Below are 13,552 nucleotides of genomic sequence, written 5' to 3'. Positions count from 1 at the left end.
GTAGCATACGCTGAAGATCGAGGATGGGTCATTCGGATGCAGGGTCATTGGGGCAGGATGTATTGCGCCCAAGCCGATCGCGATGGATGCCAATTTGGTGTGAATGGTACGCCTCGAAACGGGGATACCCACGCCAAGCAAATCAAGAGAGCTGTAGATCGCTGCCCGCACCAAGAGGAGGCTGTTGATGAAGATGCATGAATTCACAATCATCGCCAACGGGCTTGATCCTCGATCTGAGGATTTTGAAGCTCGTTTTTACAATGCTGGTTGCGATGACGCTCTAGTTTCCTTTCAAAAGGGCCATATTCTGATTGATTTCAGCCGCGAAGCGGAATCGCTTGAGGATGCCATAGCTTCCGCAATCGAAAATGTGCGCGGCGCGGGAGCTAACGTTGAGCGTGTTGAACCCGACCCGCTTGTAAGCCTTGCTGAAATTGCAGCGCGGTCACAGATGACGCGAGCAGCAATCACGAATTACCACAAGGGTGATCGTGGTAGTGGCTTTCCGGCAGCTAAAGCTCGCGTAACGACTAGCAGTCCACTTTGGGATTGGGCTGACGTATCGGCTTGGCTTTACCGAAACGATCGGCTTCCTTATGAGGCTGCGGTTGGTGCGACGGTAGTGAGCGTGGCAAACGATCTCATCGAGTGTGGCGAATCAAATTTCAGGGATGCGCTGCACGAGAAGGTGCAAGAGCGGGTTCTGGTGATCGGCTAGCTGCTGGTCTGGGCTAGCCCGTTCCGGCCATTGACAACGCACGCCGATAATCGGTCAGTGCGCCCTTAGCTGTCGTCTCGCTGCACCCGTGCTTGGCGCATACCGCCGCTATCGCCGATGCGTAACCGTCGCGCTCGGCAAGCTCATCGGCTTCCTGCCCAATCGCCCATGCGTCCAGCCGGGCGTTACGACCTCCTCGTGGACGCGCAATCTTGAGCGTTGCGCCTGAATGCTCGGCTGGGGGATCGAACATATCTGCAAGCGCTCGCAATAGATCGGGCGGGCAGTTCGTCGGATCGTCTGCCAACTGGCGGAGGCCGTAAGCCATCATTGCCGGGTCGGGTGGCGATGAAGAGTCAACTGCTATCGTAAAGTGGAAGCCATTTTCGCCAATACCTGCGCTAAGTGGACGGTTACGGCGACCAATGGCTGTTTCAAACCACAGCGCCCAAGGCATCGGGACTTTAGCCATTCGTTTGCTCACCCCGGATAGGCACCACGTTGCCCGTGCTGCCCGCCAGCCGTGCGGCAAGCGATCCAGCGATGAGGTTCGCGCCCTGCCGCAGCGGATCGTCGGCTAGGTGGGCATAGCGGGCGGTAGTGGCCTGCGAAGCATGCCCCAGAAGCTTGCCTACAATAGGCAGCCCCATGCCCGCCCCAGCGCCCGCGCTAGCGAACGTATGGCGAAGGTCATGTAACCGCACGTCCGCCAATCCCGCTCGCACCGTCACGCGCGCCCAAGGGCGCTTCAGGTCCGATCGCGGCTGGCCCGGCTTATCGCCGACGATCACATAGGGGTTATCCTTTACGCGCGGGATGCCCTCAAGCACCGCCATCGCAGGCGCGGCCAGCACGACAACCTTTGCGCCGGTCTTGCTGTCCGAGAGATTGAGGAAGCCTCGCTCAAAATCCACGTCCTGCCATTTGAGCTTCAATATCTCGCCCGCTCGGCAGCCGGTCAGGATCAAGAGTCGGATGGCCGCGATGGCATGGACAGAGATAATCTCACGCTGCGTGTCGGCATCCTTCGGGCGATGCTTTGCCTTCGCCCCTTCACGCATGATCCACGGCAGGCCGATCGTCTCGGCTTCGCGCAACGCATCGCCCAGCCGGGCAAGCTCATCGGCGCTTAGGTATCGCTCCCCCTTCTTATCGGCATACACTTTCACGCCAGCGCGCGGGTTCATCTTCAGGTACTTTTGTTTAACTGCATAGGCGAATATCCCGCCCAGCAATCGCACGGTGCGCGTTGCCGTCCCCTTTCCGCCTGTCACGATCGCACGGCCAAACTTGCCCGTCTTAACGTCGGCAGCGGTCTTGCCGTTCGCCACGTCCTTCATGAAGCGGCTAACGTCCGCGTCCTCGATCGAGCCGATGCGGCGATTGCCCAGCAGCGGTTTGATATGGCGTTCAATGCGCCCCTTGTCGGTCGCGAGGGTCGAAACCTTCTTATGGTCAACGCCCTCGCGCAGATATTCGTCGCACAGTTCGGCGACCGTCATTTCTTTGCGAACCTTTGCCCGCTCGGCTGCCTCGTCGTTGCCTAGCTCGGCATTGCGAAGGATGCGCTTCGCCTCGGTGCGGGCTTCCTCGACAGTCAGCTTGCCATAGCTGCCGATCGTCACTTTGCGCGTCACGCCCCGACGCCCGCCAATCCGATATTGAGCGACGAACGATTTGGCGCCGCTAGGACGCACGCGGCAGCCAAAGCCGGGCAACTCCCCGCACCACTGCACATAATCGCCAGGGCGGCTTTGCAGCGCCTTCACGACCGATTGTGTGAGCTTGCCCGCCTTCATTTGAACGCCCTCCGGGGTAGCACATGGGTAGCACATGCCGGGGCATCACATACTATCGGCGGTAAACTCAATCAAGCGACGCTCGACATAAACGCCAGCTATTGCGACGTTTTCGGGAACCTGTGGCAACGGCGGAAAACCGCGGCAAACGCCAAACCATTGCCCTCCGAAGGCAGAGGCCAGGGGTTCGAATCCCTTCGGGTGCGCCATTTTCGGGACCTTCCGGTGCCGGTCATTATGCCAGCGCCGCAACGCCAGACCGGACGGTTTGTCAGCAGATTTGTATCGGTCTTCGCGACTGCTTCGTCCATCCGCCGGTCGCGGTCGGCCATCTGCTAGCGGAACGCGTAGCAAGACTTCTTATCGATGAACGGCGGCCCTGGGATCGGTACCTGCTCGCTTTCCGGCCGAGTCTCATCGGTGAGCAAGGCCTGACGGTTGGCGGTGGCATAGCGGATGTAGGCGGTGTTGGTCGGGATGCTGTCCAGCGTCCTGCTGCCGAACCGCTCGCCCCTTAGGCGGTAGCCACGCTTGGTCCGCTGTCGGGCATTGGCCGTGAAGCCGATCGGACCTTCGGTCGTCCTTTGAAGGTACGTCAGGACGATGCAGCAGGCCATGTCGACCGTTTCGGGATCATGTGCGTCGCGCTGATGACAACCCGCTCCGGATGGTCCGCCCGCGGGGCGTCCATCCGGATGCAGGAGGCGCGAAGATCTGCGGCCTTAGAAGTCGAGCCGCGCGGTGACTGAAACGGCGCGGCCGGTCAGCAGATGGGCTTCGACGATGCCCGATGCCGGCAGCGTCGCCTGCTCGACGGCTACGATGGCTTTTGTGTCGAACAGGTTGCTGGCGTTGAGCGACAGCAGCAGCCGATCGACGGGACGCACCTGGACGAAGGCATTGGTGGTCACATAACCCGGCATCTTGAGCTGGTTGACGTTCTGCGCATAGCTGCCCGTGGTGCCGATGAACACCGCGCCGACATTGACGCGACCGACGGTTACCTGCGGCGTCGCCTGGAAGATGAAGTTCGCCTGGCGACGCGGCCGGTTGCCGACGATCTCCGGTGTGGCGACATTGCCCGAGATGTTGGCATCGGTGTAGGTGGCGCCGGCGTTCAGCGAGAACGGCCCGTGCGCGAAACCGCCTTCGAACTCGATTCCCTTGGCGGTATATTCGCTGATGACGGTCCTGATCGCCTGGATCTCGAAATTGCTGTCGGTCACCTTGGCCCAGAACGCGGTCGCGTTCAGCGTCAGCGGACCCTGCCGGTACTTCACGCCGCCTTCGGCCTGCTTCACCGCATCGACCGCCGCGTCGGGCACGTTCAGTGCGCCGCTGACCGAATTGATGATCGGCGTGTACAACAGGCGATCGGCATTGGCGCGATTGCCGCGGCTGTAGCGGGCGAACACCGCCAGCGGCTCCGCGATGCGGAAGTTGATCCCGGCCGAATAGGACAGCGCGTCGAACTTGTAGTTGACGAAACCGGGTGCCGTCGTCGGCACCACCGACACCCGCGTTTCGGCCGCCGAGATGACGCCGTCGCCGTTCATGTCGCGCGAGACGTTGCCGACACGCCCGCCGCCCAGGTCGGCGCTGAAGAGCTGCCCCTGCGCCTTGCCGTAATCGTAGCGGATGCTGGCGCCGATCGAGACCCTGCCGATATGATAGTTGGCCGACGCGAACGGCGCGTTGGTATTGTAGGTCATGTCCGTAAAGCGACGCACCGCCCCCCCGAACAGCGCCAGATTATATGAATAATAGCCGTTCTGGGTGATCCGCTGTCCGGCCGGGCCGATCAGGTCGATCAGCGCGGCGCTGCCGTCACCGCGCACCTCGGAAATGGCCGTCGTGATGGCGAGATCGGTTTGGATCGACTGGCGCGAGACATAGAAGCCGACCGTCGTCGTCAACTCGGCGTCGCCGACCGGCCAAACGCGGCTGGCGCGAATGTCGTTGGTGACGTTGTCCAGCTGCGACACGAGGTTGAGCGGCGTCGCGATCGTCAGCAGGCCATTGCCGTTGAGCGCGGACGGATTGGCGATGACCTGGCCACTTTGCGGGCCGGTCGCATAGGCCGCCTGCGTGCCGGGACCGGCACCCAAGATGCTTATGACTGCCGGAGCAGGCAGATATTTGGTCAGGAGCGGCGCGGCCTGGCTACCCGACAGGTCCGCGTAGCGGAACTTCTCGGTCACGGTCCATCCCGCCACGTCCGCGCGCAATTCGACCCCGAACGTCTTCGCCATAGAATGGCGGCCGTCGGTCAACCGGCCGACCGTCGTGTTGTTGTTGCGGTCGACATAGACGTTGGTCGGGTTGAAGCGCGTCGAGATGGTGCCGTTGTTCGCATCGAACGAGGGCACTTCCGAATAGGACGGCGCATCGTTCGTCCCGGTGACGCGCATCGGGACGACGTCATATTCGGGCGTCCGATCGTCCAGATACTTGCCGTAGAAGCGGATATAGCCGCCGGAAAATTCCTTGGTCACGTTCAGCTTGACCTGCCCGCCCCTGAAGGCGTCATAGCTGGTCCGGCGCGGTCCTTCACCTTGGCGGAAGAAGCCGCCGACATGGAAGCGCAGCGTATCGCTGACATGCGCGCCATAATCGAAATCGGCGCGGTACAGGTTGTTGTCGAGGCCCGACGACAGCGCAATGGCACCGCCGTCGACCTCACCGGTCTTGGAAATGAAGTTGATGATGCCGCCCGGCGAATTGGACGCGAAGGTCGAAGCCGATCCGCCACGGATCACCTCCACCTGCGCGAGGTTCAGGTCCGCGCGGACGAAGGAATCGGCACCCCAGCCCAAGATGTCGCCGAACTCCAGGATCGGCAGGCCGTCTTCCTGCAACTGGATGAACTTGGCGCCAGTGGTCGCGATCGGCAGGCCGCGGATCGAGATGTTGGCAGCGCCATCGCCGCCGTCCGCCTCGGAGCGGATGCCGGGTACGTCGCGCAGCAGGTCGCCGATCGACGCGGCGCCGATCTTTGCGATATCGGCTTCGCGCAGGACGCTGGTCGACGTCGCGCTGTCCAACCGGTCGCGACCTTTCGCGACGCCCGTCGTGATGACATCGGCGGGACCGGCTTGGGCGGGATTGCGCGCGTCGTCTGGCTCTGCGGTTGCCGCCATCGCTGTTCCCGAAGCGGACGCCGCCAATACTGCCATCGTGTAAACAAAAATCGATCGCTTCATCCTGACACCACTTCCATTTGTCGATTTAAATCATCGAACTATCAGGTAGCGGCAAAAGTGTTGATGAACTGTGTAAAATTGATTGGTATAAATTTGTAGTTTTCTTTAATTTGTATTTGAATAACTTTCTCTTTTCACGTGAGATTTTCCGTCGGTCAGGGTTTTTGCCATGCTGGCGGGATAGCAGAGAACTGTGAGCGTAAGCCACTGAAGGCTTGAGCAGCCTGCCAGTGCCGGTGAAGACCGGTGGGTCGCAGGGGTTGTAGCCGTCGAATACCTTCGCATCGCGCGCCGATCTCGGGCGCTAACTTATCGATCGGGGGGGGCAGGGGTGTCGCGAGCAGCGTTGCGGCAACGCAGATCGTGGTCATTATGCTCATGGTCGCGTCAGTTCATCTGGCCGCGCAGGAAGGTAATCAGCTTCGGATCGCTTACCGTACGTTCGAGGACGGGCAGGATGACCCGCCACCGCTCAAGACGACGATGCCGTCACCGCTCGCACGATCGATCTCGGCGAAGGTGACGCGACACGGCTCGACAGGATGAACGAACGACGGGTTGAAGGATCCAAGGCGTTTCGGCCGAACGACCAGTTGTAGGGCGCATAGCTATCGTTGGGCCGCTCTCGAAACGACGATTTCTCAGCACTCTGGGTGCCCGTCTTCACCATATCGGGTGCGCCATTACTTGAGAATGTGGTCACGAAAGCGGCGGATGTCCGCCCGTGTCAGCCGTGTACGAAACCCTTAACGAACGGATCGCTGCTGCTCGCGCGTCCCGCGCGGTCGTGGCGTCCGGCGATGCGGCGGCACCAGCCGGGTGCCGCGCTGCTCGACAGCGTCACGTCATACCAGCCAAGCGCGCCATCGAGCGACCAGCGATGCCGTCCCGTCGGCAGAACCTCTTCCGACGCGCCGCCGCCCGGGGTCAGGCGGCGCACGCGCAGCCCCGGTGCTGTGCCGACGCGTAGCGCCAGCCCGGCATCGGACAGGCTCCACGCGATCGCCATCGCCGGATCGTCGCGCCGCCCGACGAAATGGCGGTGGAAGCCGTTCGGTCCCAGCACCCACAGGTCATAGCCACCATCGGCGGCATAGGGCCAATGGCCGTCAATCCGGTCGCCGGCGGCTACGCTGTAGCGGCGCGGTGGCTGGTCGAGCGCGTGGCGATCATAGACATGGAATACCGCGCCCGCGCCATCGGCGGTGAAGTGCAGGTGCAGGCCCGTGTCGTCGCCACGCTCGATCACCTCCAGCCGATAGGGCAGGGGGCGCGACCGGCGGATCCCGCTTTCCTGCCATGGCACGGTCGCGGGCGGTGCTTGCGGATCGACCTGCCCCTGGATCGCCGCCGCCCGCCGCGCATCGGCGGCGGGGTCGGGAAGGGTCGGGGTGGCGACATCGGTCGCGGCAAAGTCAAAAGCGGAAGTCAGGTCGCCACAGATCGCCCGCCGCCAGGGCGAGATATTCGGTTCGCGAATGCCGAAACGTGCCTCCAGAAACCGGATCACCGATGTATGGTCGAAGGTCTGCGAATTGACCCAGCCGCCCCGGCTCCATGGCGACACGACATAGAGCGGCACGCGCGGGCCGAGGCCATAGGGGCGACTGCGATATTCGGGCAGGTCGATCGCCGCATCGCCGCTGCTCGGCACGTCGTGATATTCGCCGGTCAGGTCGACGGTCGAGCCGCCGAACACCGTGCCGTCCGCTGCGCGTGATGGCGGGGCAGGCGGCGGCACGTGATCGAAGAATCCGTCATTCTCGTCGAACATCACCAGCAATACGGTGCGCGCCCAGACCTTCGGATCGGCGGTCAGCGCGTCGAGCACGCGGGCGGTATAGTCCGCGCCCTGCGCCGGGCTGGAGGGACCGGGATGTTCGGAACCGGCGGCGGTGGCGATGATGTAGGACACTTGCGGCAGGCGCCCGGCGAGGACGTCAGCCTTCAGCATGTCCGGTCCGCGCGTGGAGAGCGCGCGATCCTTCAATGCCGCATCACCGCGCCCGGCATGGGCGTCGCGGAACGCGGCAAAGCCGGCCAGCGGGTTGTCGGTGAAATTGTCGGCCATGTCCTGATAGATGCGCCAGTCGACGCCCGCCGCCTGCAACCGCTCGACCGTCGTCGTCCAGCGATAGGGATCGGCCGCGCCGCCATTTTCGACGAAATCGTCGTGCGAATTGCCGATCGCCGGGCCGCCATGCGTGCCTGCCGGATCGTTGGTGCCGCTCCACAGGAACAGGCGGTTGGTGTTGGTCCCGGTCTGCACCGCGCAGTGATAGGCGTCGCAGAGTGTGAACGCCTCCGCCAGCGCGAACTGGAAGGGGATGTCGTCGCGGCGGTAATGGCCCATGGCGCGCGGGTGCTTTGCCTCGGGCCAATGCGCCATACGGCCCTCGTCCCATGCGCGCTGGGCATCGGGCCAGCTGTGCGGCGTGCCCTCCATCCGCATCAGGTCGAACTGCCGCGCGGTGTCGAGGTGGAAGGGGGATAGGGTGCGGCGATCGCCGGTGCCGGTCCGGTCGGTCTGTCGCCAGACATTGCCGGCGGGGGTGGGGATGGGGAAGCGGTCGCCAAATCCGCGCACCCCCCGCAACGTCCCGAAATAATGGTCGAAGCCGCGATTTTCCTGACACAAGATGACGACGTGCTGCACGTCGGCGATGGTGCCGCTGCGCCGGTCGGGCGCGATCGCCGCCGCACGCGCGATCGATACGGGCAGCGCCGCCGCACCGGCCAGCGTGGCGCCGGTGGACAGGAGGATGCGGCGCGACAGGTCGACCATGGAATGTCCTTCTCGCTATCATTGTCATCCCAGCGCAGGCTGAAATCTCCCTCCCCAGGGGCGGCGCTCCCGGGGAGGGATGCCCCAGCCTGCGCTGGGGCGACGATCCTCAATGTACGGTCGTCAGGTCAGAAATCGAACGTCAGTGCAGCCGTGACCGTACGCGGCGTGCCGAGGAACGCCGAGCCACCATCGGCCCCGGCAAGGTAGCGGCGATCGGCGAGGTTGGTCGCCTGTACCGTCAGGGCCATGCCCTTCATCACTTCGTTCAACTGGCCCAGATCGATACCGGCATAGGCGTCGACGGAGGTGAAGCTGGGTGCGGTCGCATCGCCATCGCTGCCGATGAAGCGGTCGCCGACGAACTTCGCCGCGCCCCCGATCTTGAACACGCCGCGCGCATAGTCGGCCGCCGCGACCCACATGTTACGCGGGCTATTGATGACCTGCCGCCCCGGCGTCACGCCGATATCGGCGTCCTGCGCGGCATTGCCGGTGCCGATATAGGTCGCGTGGTTATAGGTATAGTTGCCCGACAGCGTCAGGCCCTGCGTCACGCGATAGGCGAGCGCCGCCTCGATCCCCCGGCTCTTGATGCCGCCGACGTTCAGATAGACGCTGTCCTGCTCCTCCAAATAATCGATGCCGGTGACAAGGTTGGCTGAGATCGACTGGATACGGTTGTTGAACTTGATGTCATATGCGGTCAGCGATGCCTTGACCCGCGGTGTCGAATAGCGTGCGCCGATTTCGATATTGTTGGCCGTTTCGGGGCGGATTCGGTCGATCACCTCGCGCGGTTCGCCAAGCGGCCCGTTGCCGATCGCGGCGAAATTCTGCGAATAGCCGGCGAACGCCTCCAGCCCGTCGATCGGCGCGTGATAGACGATGCCGGTCGAGATCAGCGGGCGGCTGTTCGAATGCAGTTCGGTCACGGCGCGGTCGTTCAACAATTCGGCGCGACGCTGGTCGAGGAAGAACTGCTTCACCCCGAAGCGCGCCGTCAGCGGGCCGAAGGTCACCGCGTCCTCGACATAATACATGATCTCGTCGAGGTCGTAATCGGTGCTGAACTGCTGGTAATAGGGCTTGCCGTCGAACGCCGGGCCGACCAGCGCATTGGTGATCTTGTGCCAGTCGCGCAGCTGGTTGGCGCGGCCGCGTTCCCACCACAGCCCGCCGCGCAGCGTGTTCTGGACGCCACCGAAATCATGCGCCCACGCCGCGTCGGCGGTCAGGCCGCCCCGGTCGTTCTCATAATGGGTGTGGCGATACGACATGACCGGTGTCGAATTCGCGGCATAGCAGGCCGGCGCATAGAGTGCCGGGATCGCCGCCGTACCGGTGCAGCCGGTGATGAACGTCGCCTTCGCTCCCGTCGGAGTCACGAAATAATAGCGGCCGAGATTGCCGCCGCCGATCTTCGTCGGCTGGCTGCCGGTGAACTCGCTCTCGGGATTGCCGGTGCCGTCGTCGCGGACATCGACCAGATAGGGCGGCGCGAAATCGCCGCGCCCGCGCATGCGGTGGTAATATCCGGTAACCGACAGCTTCACTTCGCCGAGATCGGTTTGCCCACGCAGATGGGTGAAGAAATTGCGGCGCAGCGCACGCGAGGTCGAGCGATAGCCCTGGTCGATATAGGGAATGCCGGTCCAGTCGTCGGTATAGGCATCGTGGTTCGGATCGTTGGCGAACATTTCAGGGCTGACCGACCCGAATTCGGCTTCGTCGGCATCGTCATAGCTGACCCAGCCGGTCAGCTTCACCCGGTCGATATTGCTGACCAGCTTGGCATCGACATGATCGCGGCGGGTTTCGCCCGATCCGCCGATCCAGTCCTTCACGCGGCTGGTCGAGGCGCTGACGAAAGCACGGGTGTCACCGGCGAACTGGCCGGTATCGACGCGGCCATAGAGTTTGCGCGCGCCGAAATCGCCGCCCGCCAGCGTGAAGCGATAGCGGGTGTCGCGCGCCGGATCGGTCGAGACATAGTCGAGCGTCGCGCCCAGCGCCTCGTTCGAGCGCGACGAAATGTCGGCGGTGCCCTGCGACACGATCACCGTCTTCAGGTTCAGCACGTCGAGATAGCGGTTGGCGCGCGATCCGCCGCCATAGCCCGAACCGCCATTGGGCAGCCCGTCGATCGTTGATCCGATCTGCTGGCCACCGCCACCGCCCGAACTGAAGCCGCGAATGCTGATCGAGGTCGCCCAGTCGGACGAGCCGAAGGCGTCGCCCTCCGCCACGAACACGCCGGGCAGTTCCTTGATGACGTCGTTGACGCTGGTCAGCGCCGATTGCCGGTCGAGCATCGGCTCGGTCACCTGCGTGTTGGCGAAGGTCGTGGCGCGGCCGGTCACGACGATCTCGCCGCCGCTGCGCGCGTCGTCCTGCGTGCCCCCCGACACTTCGGTCGTGATCGCATCGACCGGGGCCGTCTGCGCATAAGCGTGCGTCGTCCCCGCCGCGACCGCGAGGATCGCCGCACCCGTGATGAACTTCATGATGTCTCCCCGCGGTCCTGCCGCTTATGTCCCGGCCGTTCGTCCGGCCCCCGCCGCGCCTTTGGCCGATATTGATGACGCGTGTGTGACGGATGATGAAAATGACCGATGAGTCGTGGATATCAACGCGATATCATCATGATTCAGCCGTAAACCGCCGCAGGAACCACAGCCCCGACAACAACGCGCCCCCGCCCAGCACCAGCGCCGTCGCCAGCGTCGCCCCGGTGAAGAACCCCAGCCACGGCGCGCGATCGTCGGCCAGCTCGCGCAGGAGCAACAGGCCGACGCTGCCGGCATAGCCGAACGAATCGCCCAGATAGATCAGGAAGCCGGCATTGCCCGGCGTCTTGCCCAGCGCCATCATCCGGTCGAATAGCACCGCGCTGAACGGGGCATAGGCGCTGTAGATGCCGATCCCGATCCACACCGTCCACGCGACCGGTCCGATCATGCCGATCCGGAACAGCAACGTCGCCCCGCCCAGCGCCAGCGCGCCGAACAGGATCGCGCCATGGATCGCCAGCAGCGCGCGCAGATTGCTGCGGATCATCGCCAGCAACGCCATGCCGATCAGCACCACGATCGTCACCGGCACCTCGGTGATCGAAAACATCGCGGCGGGCGTGCCATTGCCCAGATCGCCCCAGATTTCGGCGGCGAAATTGTCGCGAAAGTCGCGCAGGCCCGTCAGCAGCGTGTAGCCGAGGATCAGGACGCCCAGTGGTACCGCATGGGCACGGACGTAGTCTCGTCGCGCGCGGCCATCCATCGCTACCCGCACGCCCCTGGCCGCGCGGTCGGCGGCATCGGGCGGCGGGGTCCGCGCCAGCACGACCAGCGCCGCGACCAGCACCGGCGCGACCAGCAACCCCGTCGCCGCCGGCATCCAGAAGGGCGACAGCCCGCGCTGCACCAGCAGCGCGCCCGCGGTCTTGGTCGCGCCCGACGACAGGATGAAGCTGGCGGTCAGCATCGCCGCCAGCATTTCCGACACCCGCCGCCCCTCCAGATAGCTGAACACCAGTCCCCAGATCATGCCGAGCGGCAATCCGTTGAGGAACAGGCACACCGGCCCGAAGCGCGGCGGCAGCACCGCGAAGCCCAGCAGCGCCGCCCATGCCGCACCGACCAGCGCAAGGATCAGTCGCGCCCGCTGGCCCGTCGCATGTTCGGCAACGACCTTCACCCCCAGCATCTTCGACAGGGCATAGCCGATCGCCTGCGCGACGATCAGCGTCGCCTTGTAATCCAGCCCCGGCCACCACGCGCTCTGATCGGCGAAACCGACCGCCATGATCGGCTTGCGAAAGGCGTACATCGCGAAATAGACGCAGAATGCGGCCATGCCCGCCGCGAACAGGCTGAAACGGGGTGGGGCGGGCGTCGGCAAGGGCTGGCAATCGTTACGAACGGCTTGTGCGCCTATCACCTTGATATGTCGGTTCGATGACCTTGGCAGGGTCGACCATGCGCCCCATCTGTCGAACTATGGCCCTTGCTCGCTGGATCACGCCGCACCCGACCGGCATCCATATTCCGGCGATCGACATGTGGATCGACCCGTCCGAACCGGTCGAACGCGCACTGGTGACGCACGGCCATGCCGATCACGCGCGCGGCGGGCACCACACGGTATGGGCCACGCCCGAGACGCTGGCGATCATGGACACGCGCTACGGCCCGCAGAACGGCGTGGCGGTCGCCTATGGCGAAAGCATCCGCATGGGCGAGGTCGACATCTCCTTCGTCCCCGCTGGCCATGTGCTGGGATCGGCGCAGATCGTGCTCGACCATGCCGGCGAGCGGGTGGTGGTATCGGGCGATTACAAGCGCCGTGCCGACCCGACCTGCGTTCCGTTCCAGCCGGTGCCGTGCGACGTGTTCGTGACCGAGGCGACGTTCGGCCTGCCCGTCTTCCGCCACCCTGAGACGCGCGACGAGATCGACAAGCTGCTCGCGGCGCTGCGCACCGAACCCGAACGCTGCGTGCTGGTCGGCGCCTATGCGTTGGGCAAGGCGCAGCGGGTGATCGCCGAGGCGCGGGCGATGGGCTTCGACGATCCGATCTACCTGCACGGCGCGATGCAGCGTTTGTGCGACCTCTATGTCGATCTGGGCGTCGACCTGGGCGAGTTACGACCCGTGGCGGGCGCGACCAAGGCGGAGTTGCAGGGCCGGATCATCGTCGCGCCGCCCTCGGCGCTCGGCGACCGCTGGTCGCGGCGGCTGCCCGATCCGATCACCGCGATGGCCAGCGGCTGGATGCGCGTCCGCCAGCGCGCCCGCCAGCGCGGCGTCGAACTGCCGCTGATCCTGTCCGACCATGCCGACTGGGACGAACTGACCCAAACCCTGACCGAGATCGCGCCGAAGGAAGTCTGGGTCACGCACGGCCGCGAGGACGCTCTGGTCCATTGGTGCATGACCCGCCAGATCAAGGCGCGCGCGCTCGATCTGGTCGGGTTCGAGGACGAGGACGATTAGCGTCTGATCCGGCAAAGCCGGATCAGGGCCGGTCCCGCTTCCACGCAACT

9 protein-coding genes are annotated in these 13,552 nt (G+C 64.3%); 2 read left to right on the top strand and 7 right to left on the bottom strand.

Annotated elements, in window-relative coordinates:
• Window positions 1–187 precede the first annotated feature (187 nt).
• Complete coding sequence (locus MF607_RS15830) at window positions 188–721, top strand: helix-turn-helix transcriptional regulator (RefSeq protein WP_242120528.1); 534 nt, start codon at window positions 188–190, stop codon at window positions 719–721.
• A 13-nt stretch (window positions 722–734) separates the two neighbouring features.
• Here the strand turns inward: MF607_RS15830 and MF607_RS15825 are convergent, their stop codons facing one another.
• From MF607_RS15825 to MF607_RS15795, 7 genes are all read right to left on the bottom strand, one after another.
• Window positions 735–1,193: a hypothetical protein gene (locus MF607_RS15825; protein ID WP_242120526.1), complete on the bottom strand. Its 459-nt coding sequence runs from the start codon at window positions 1,191–1,193 to the stop codon at window positions 735–737.
• Window positions 1,186–2,520, bottom strand: coding sequence for a tyrosine-type recombinase/integrase (locus MF607_RS15820; protein ID WP_242120524.1), 1,335 nt, complete (start codon window positions 2,518–2,520; stop codon window positions 1,186–1,188). The genes MF607_RS15825 and MF607_RS15820 overlap by 8 nt, the downstream gene beginning before the upstream one ends.
• A gap of 335 nt (window positions 2,521–2,855) precedes the next feature.
• Window positions 2,856–3,137 (bottom strand): hypothetical protein, encoded by a 282-nt coding sequence (locus MF607_RS15815; RefSeq protein ID WP_242120522.1) that lies wholly within the window; start codon window positions 3,135–3,137, stop codon window positions 2,856–2,858.
• Between the two features lie 105 nt (window positions 3,138–3,242).
• Window positions 3,243–5,660: a TonB-dependent receptor domain-containing protein gene (locus MF607_RS15810; RefSeq protein ID WP_242120520.1), complete on the bottom strand. Its 2,418-nt coding sequence runs from the start codon at window positions 5,658–5,660 to the stop codon at window positions 3,243–3,245.
• 790 nt (window positions 5,661–6,450) lie between these two features.
• Window positions 6,451–8,508, bottom strand: coding sequence for a phosphocholine-specific phospholipase C (locus tag MF607_RS15805; protein WP_242120518.1), 2,058 nt, complete (start codon window positions 8,506–8,508; stop codon window positions 6,451–6,453).
• A gap of 128 nt (window positions 8,509–8,636) precedes the next feature.
• Entirely contained in the window at window positions 8,637–11,015 is a 2,379-nt protein-coding gene (locus MF607_RS15800) for a TonB-dependent receptor domain-containing protein (protein WP_242120515.1), read from the bottom strand.
• Between the two features lie 136 nt (window positions 11,016–11,151).
• Complete coding sequence (locus MF607_RS15795; RefSeq protein WP_242120514.1) at window positions 11,152–12,408, bottom strand: DUF5690 family protein; 1,257 nt, start codon at window positions 12,406–12,408, stop codon at window positions 11,152–11,154.
• Between the two features lie 98 nt (window positions 12,409–12,506).
• On the opposite strand from MF607_RS15795, the gene MF607_RS15790 reads away from it, so the two are divergent.
• Window positions 12,507–13,502, top strand: coding sequence for a ligase-associated DNA damage response exonuclease (locus MF607_RS15790; protein ID WP_242120512.1), 996 nt, complete (start codon window positions 12,507–12,509; stop codon window positions 13,500–13,502).
• The last annotated feature ends 50 nt before the right edge of the window (window positions 13,503–13,552 follow it).

The organism is Sphingomonas lacusdianchii, from assembly GCF_022664395.1.
In the GTDB taxonomy this organism is placed as follows: domain Bacteria; phylum Pseudomonadota; class Alphaproteobacteria; order Sphingomonadales; family Sphingomonadaceae; genus Sphingomonas; species Sphingomonas lacusdianchii.
The sequence above is the reverse complement of the archived record's forward strand: the minus strand, read 5'-3'. Positions and strand labels throughout refer to the sequence as shown.

What these genes read in the sequence shown, in the direction of transcription:
- MF607_RS15830 (WP_242120528.1), top strand. Translation starts at nt 188, where the DNA reads ATGAAGATGCATGAATTCACAATCATCGCCAACGGGCTTGATCCTCGA.
- MF607_RS15825 (WP_242120526.1), bottom strand. Translation starts at nt 1,193, where the DNA reads ATGGCTAAAGTCCCGATGCCTTGGGCGCTGTGGTTTGAAACAGCCATT.
- MF607_RS15790 (WP_242120512.1), top strand. Translation starts at nt 12,507, where the DNA reads ATGGCCCTTGCTCGCTGGATCACGCCGCACCCGACCGGCATCCATATT.
- MF607_RS15815 (WP_242120522.1), bottom strand. Translation starts at nt 3,137, where the DNA reads ATGGCCTGCTGCATCGTCCTGACGTACCTTCAAAGGACGACCGAAGGT.
- MF607_RS15805 (WP_242120518.1), bottom strand. Translation starts at nt 8,508, where the DNA reads ATGGTCGACCTGTCGCGCCGCATCCTCCTGTCCACCGGCGCCACGCTG.
- MF607_RS15800 (WP_242120515.1), bottom strand. Translation starts at nt 11,015, where the DNA reads ATGAAGTTCATCACGGGTGCGGCGATCCTCGCGGTCGCGGCGGGGACG.
- MF607_RS15820 (WP_242120524.1), bottom strand. Translation starts at nt 2,520, where the DNA reads ATGAAGGCGGGCAAGCTCACACAATCGGTCGTGAAGGCGCTGCAAAGC.
- MF607_RS15810 (WP_242120520.1), bottom strand. Translation starts at nt 5,660, where the DNA reads ATGGCGGCAACCGCAGAGCCAGACGACGCGCGCAATCCCGCCCAAGCC.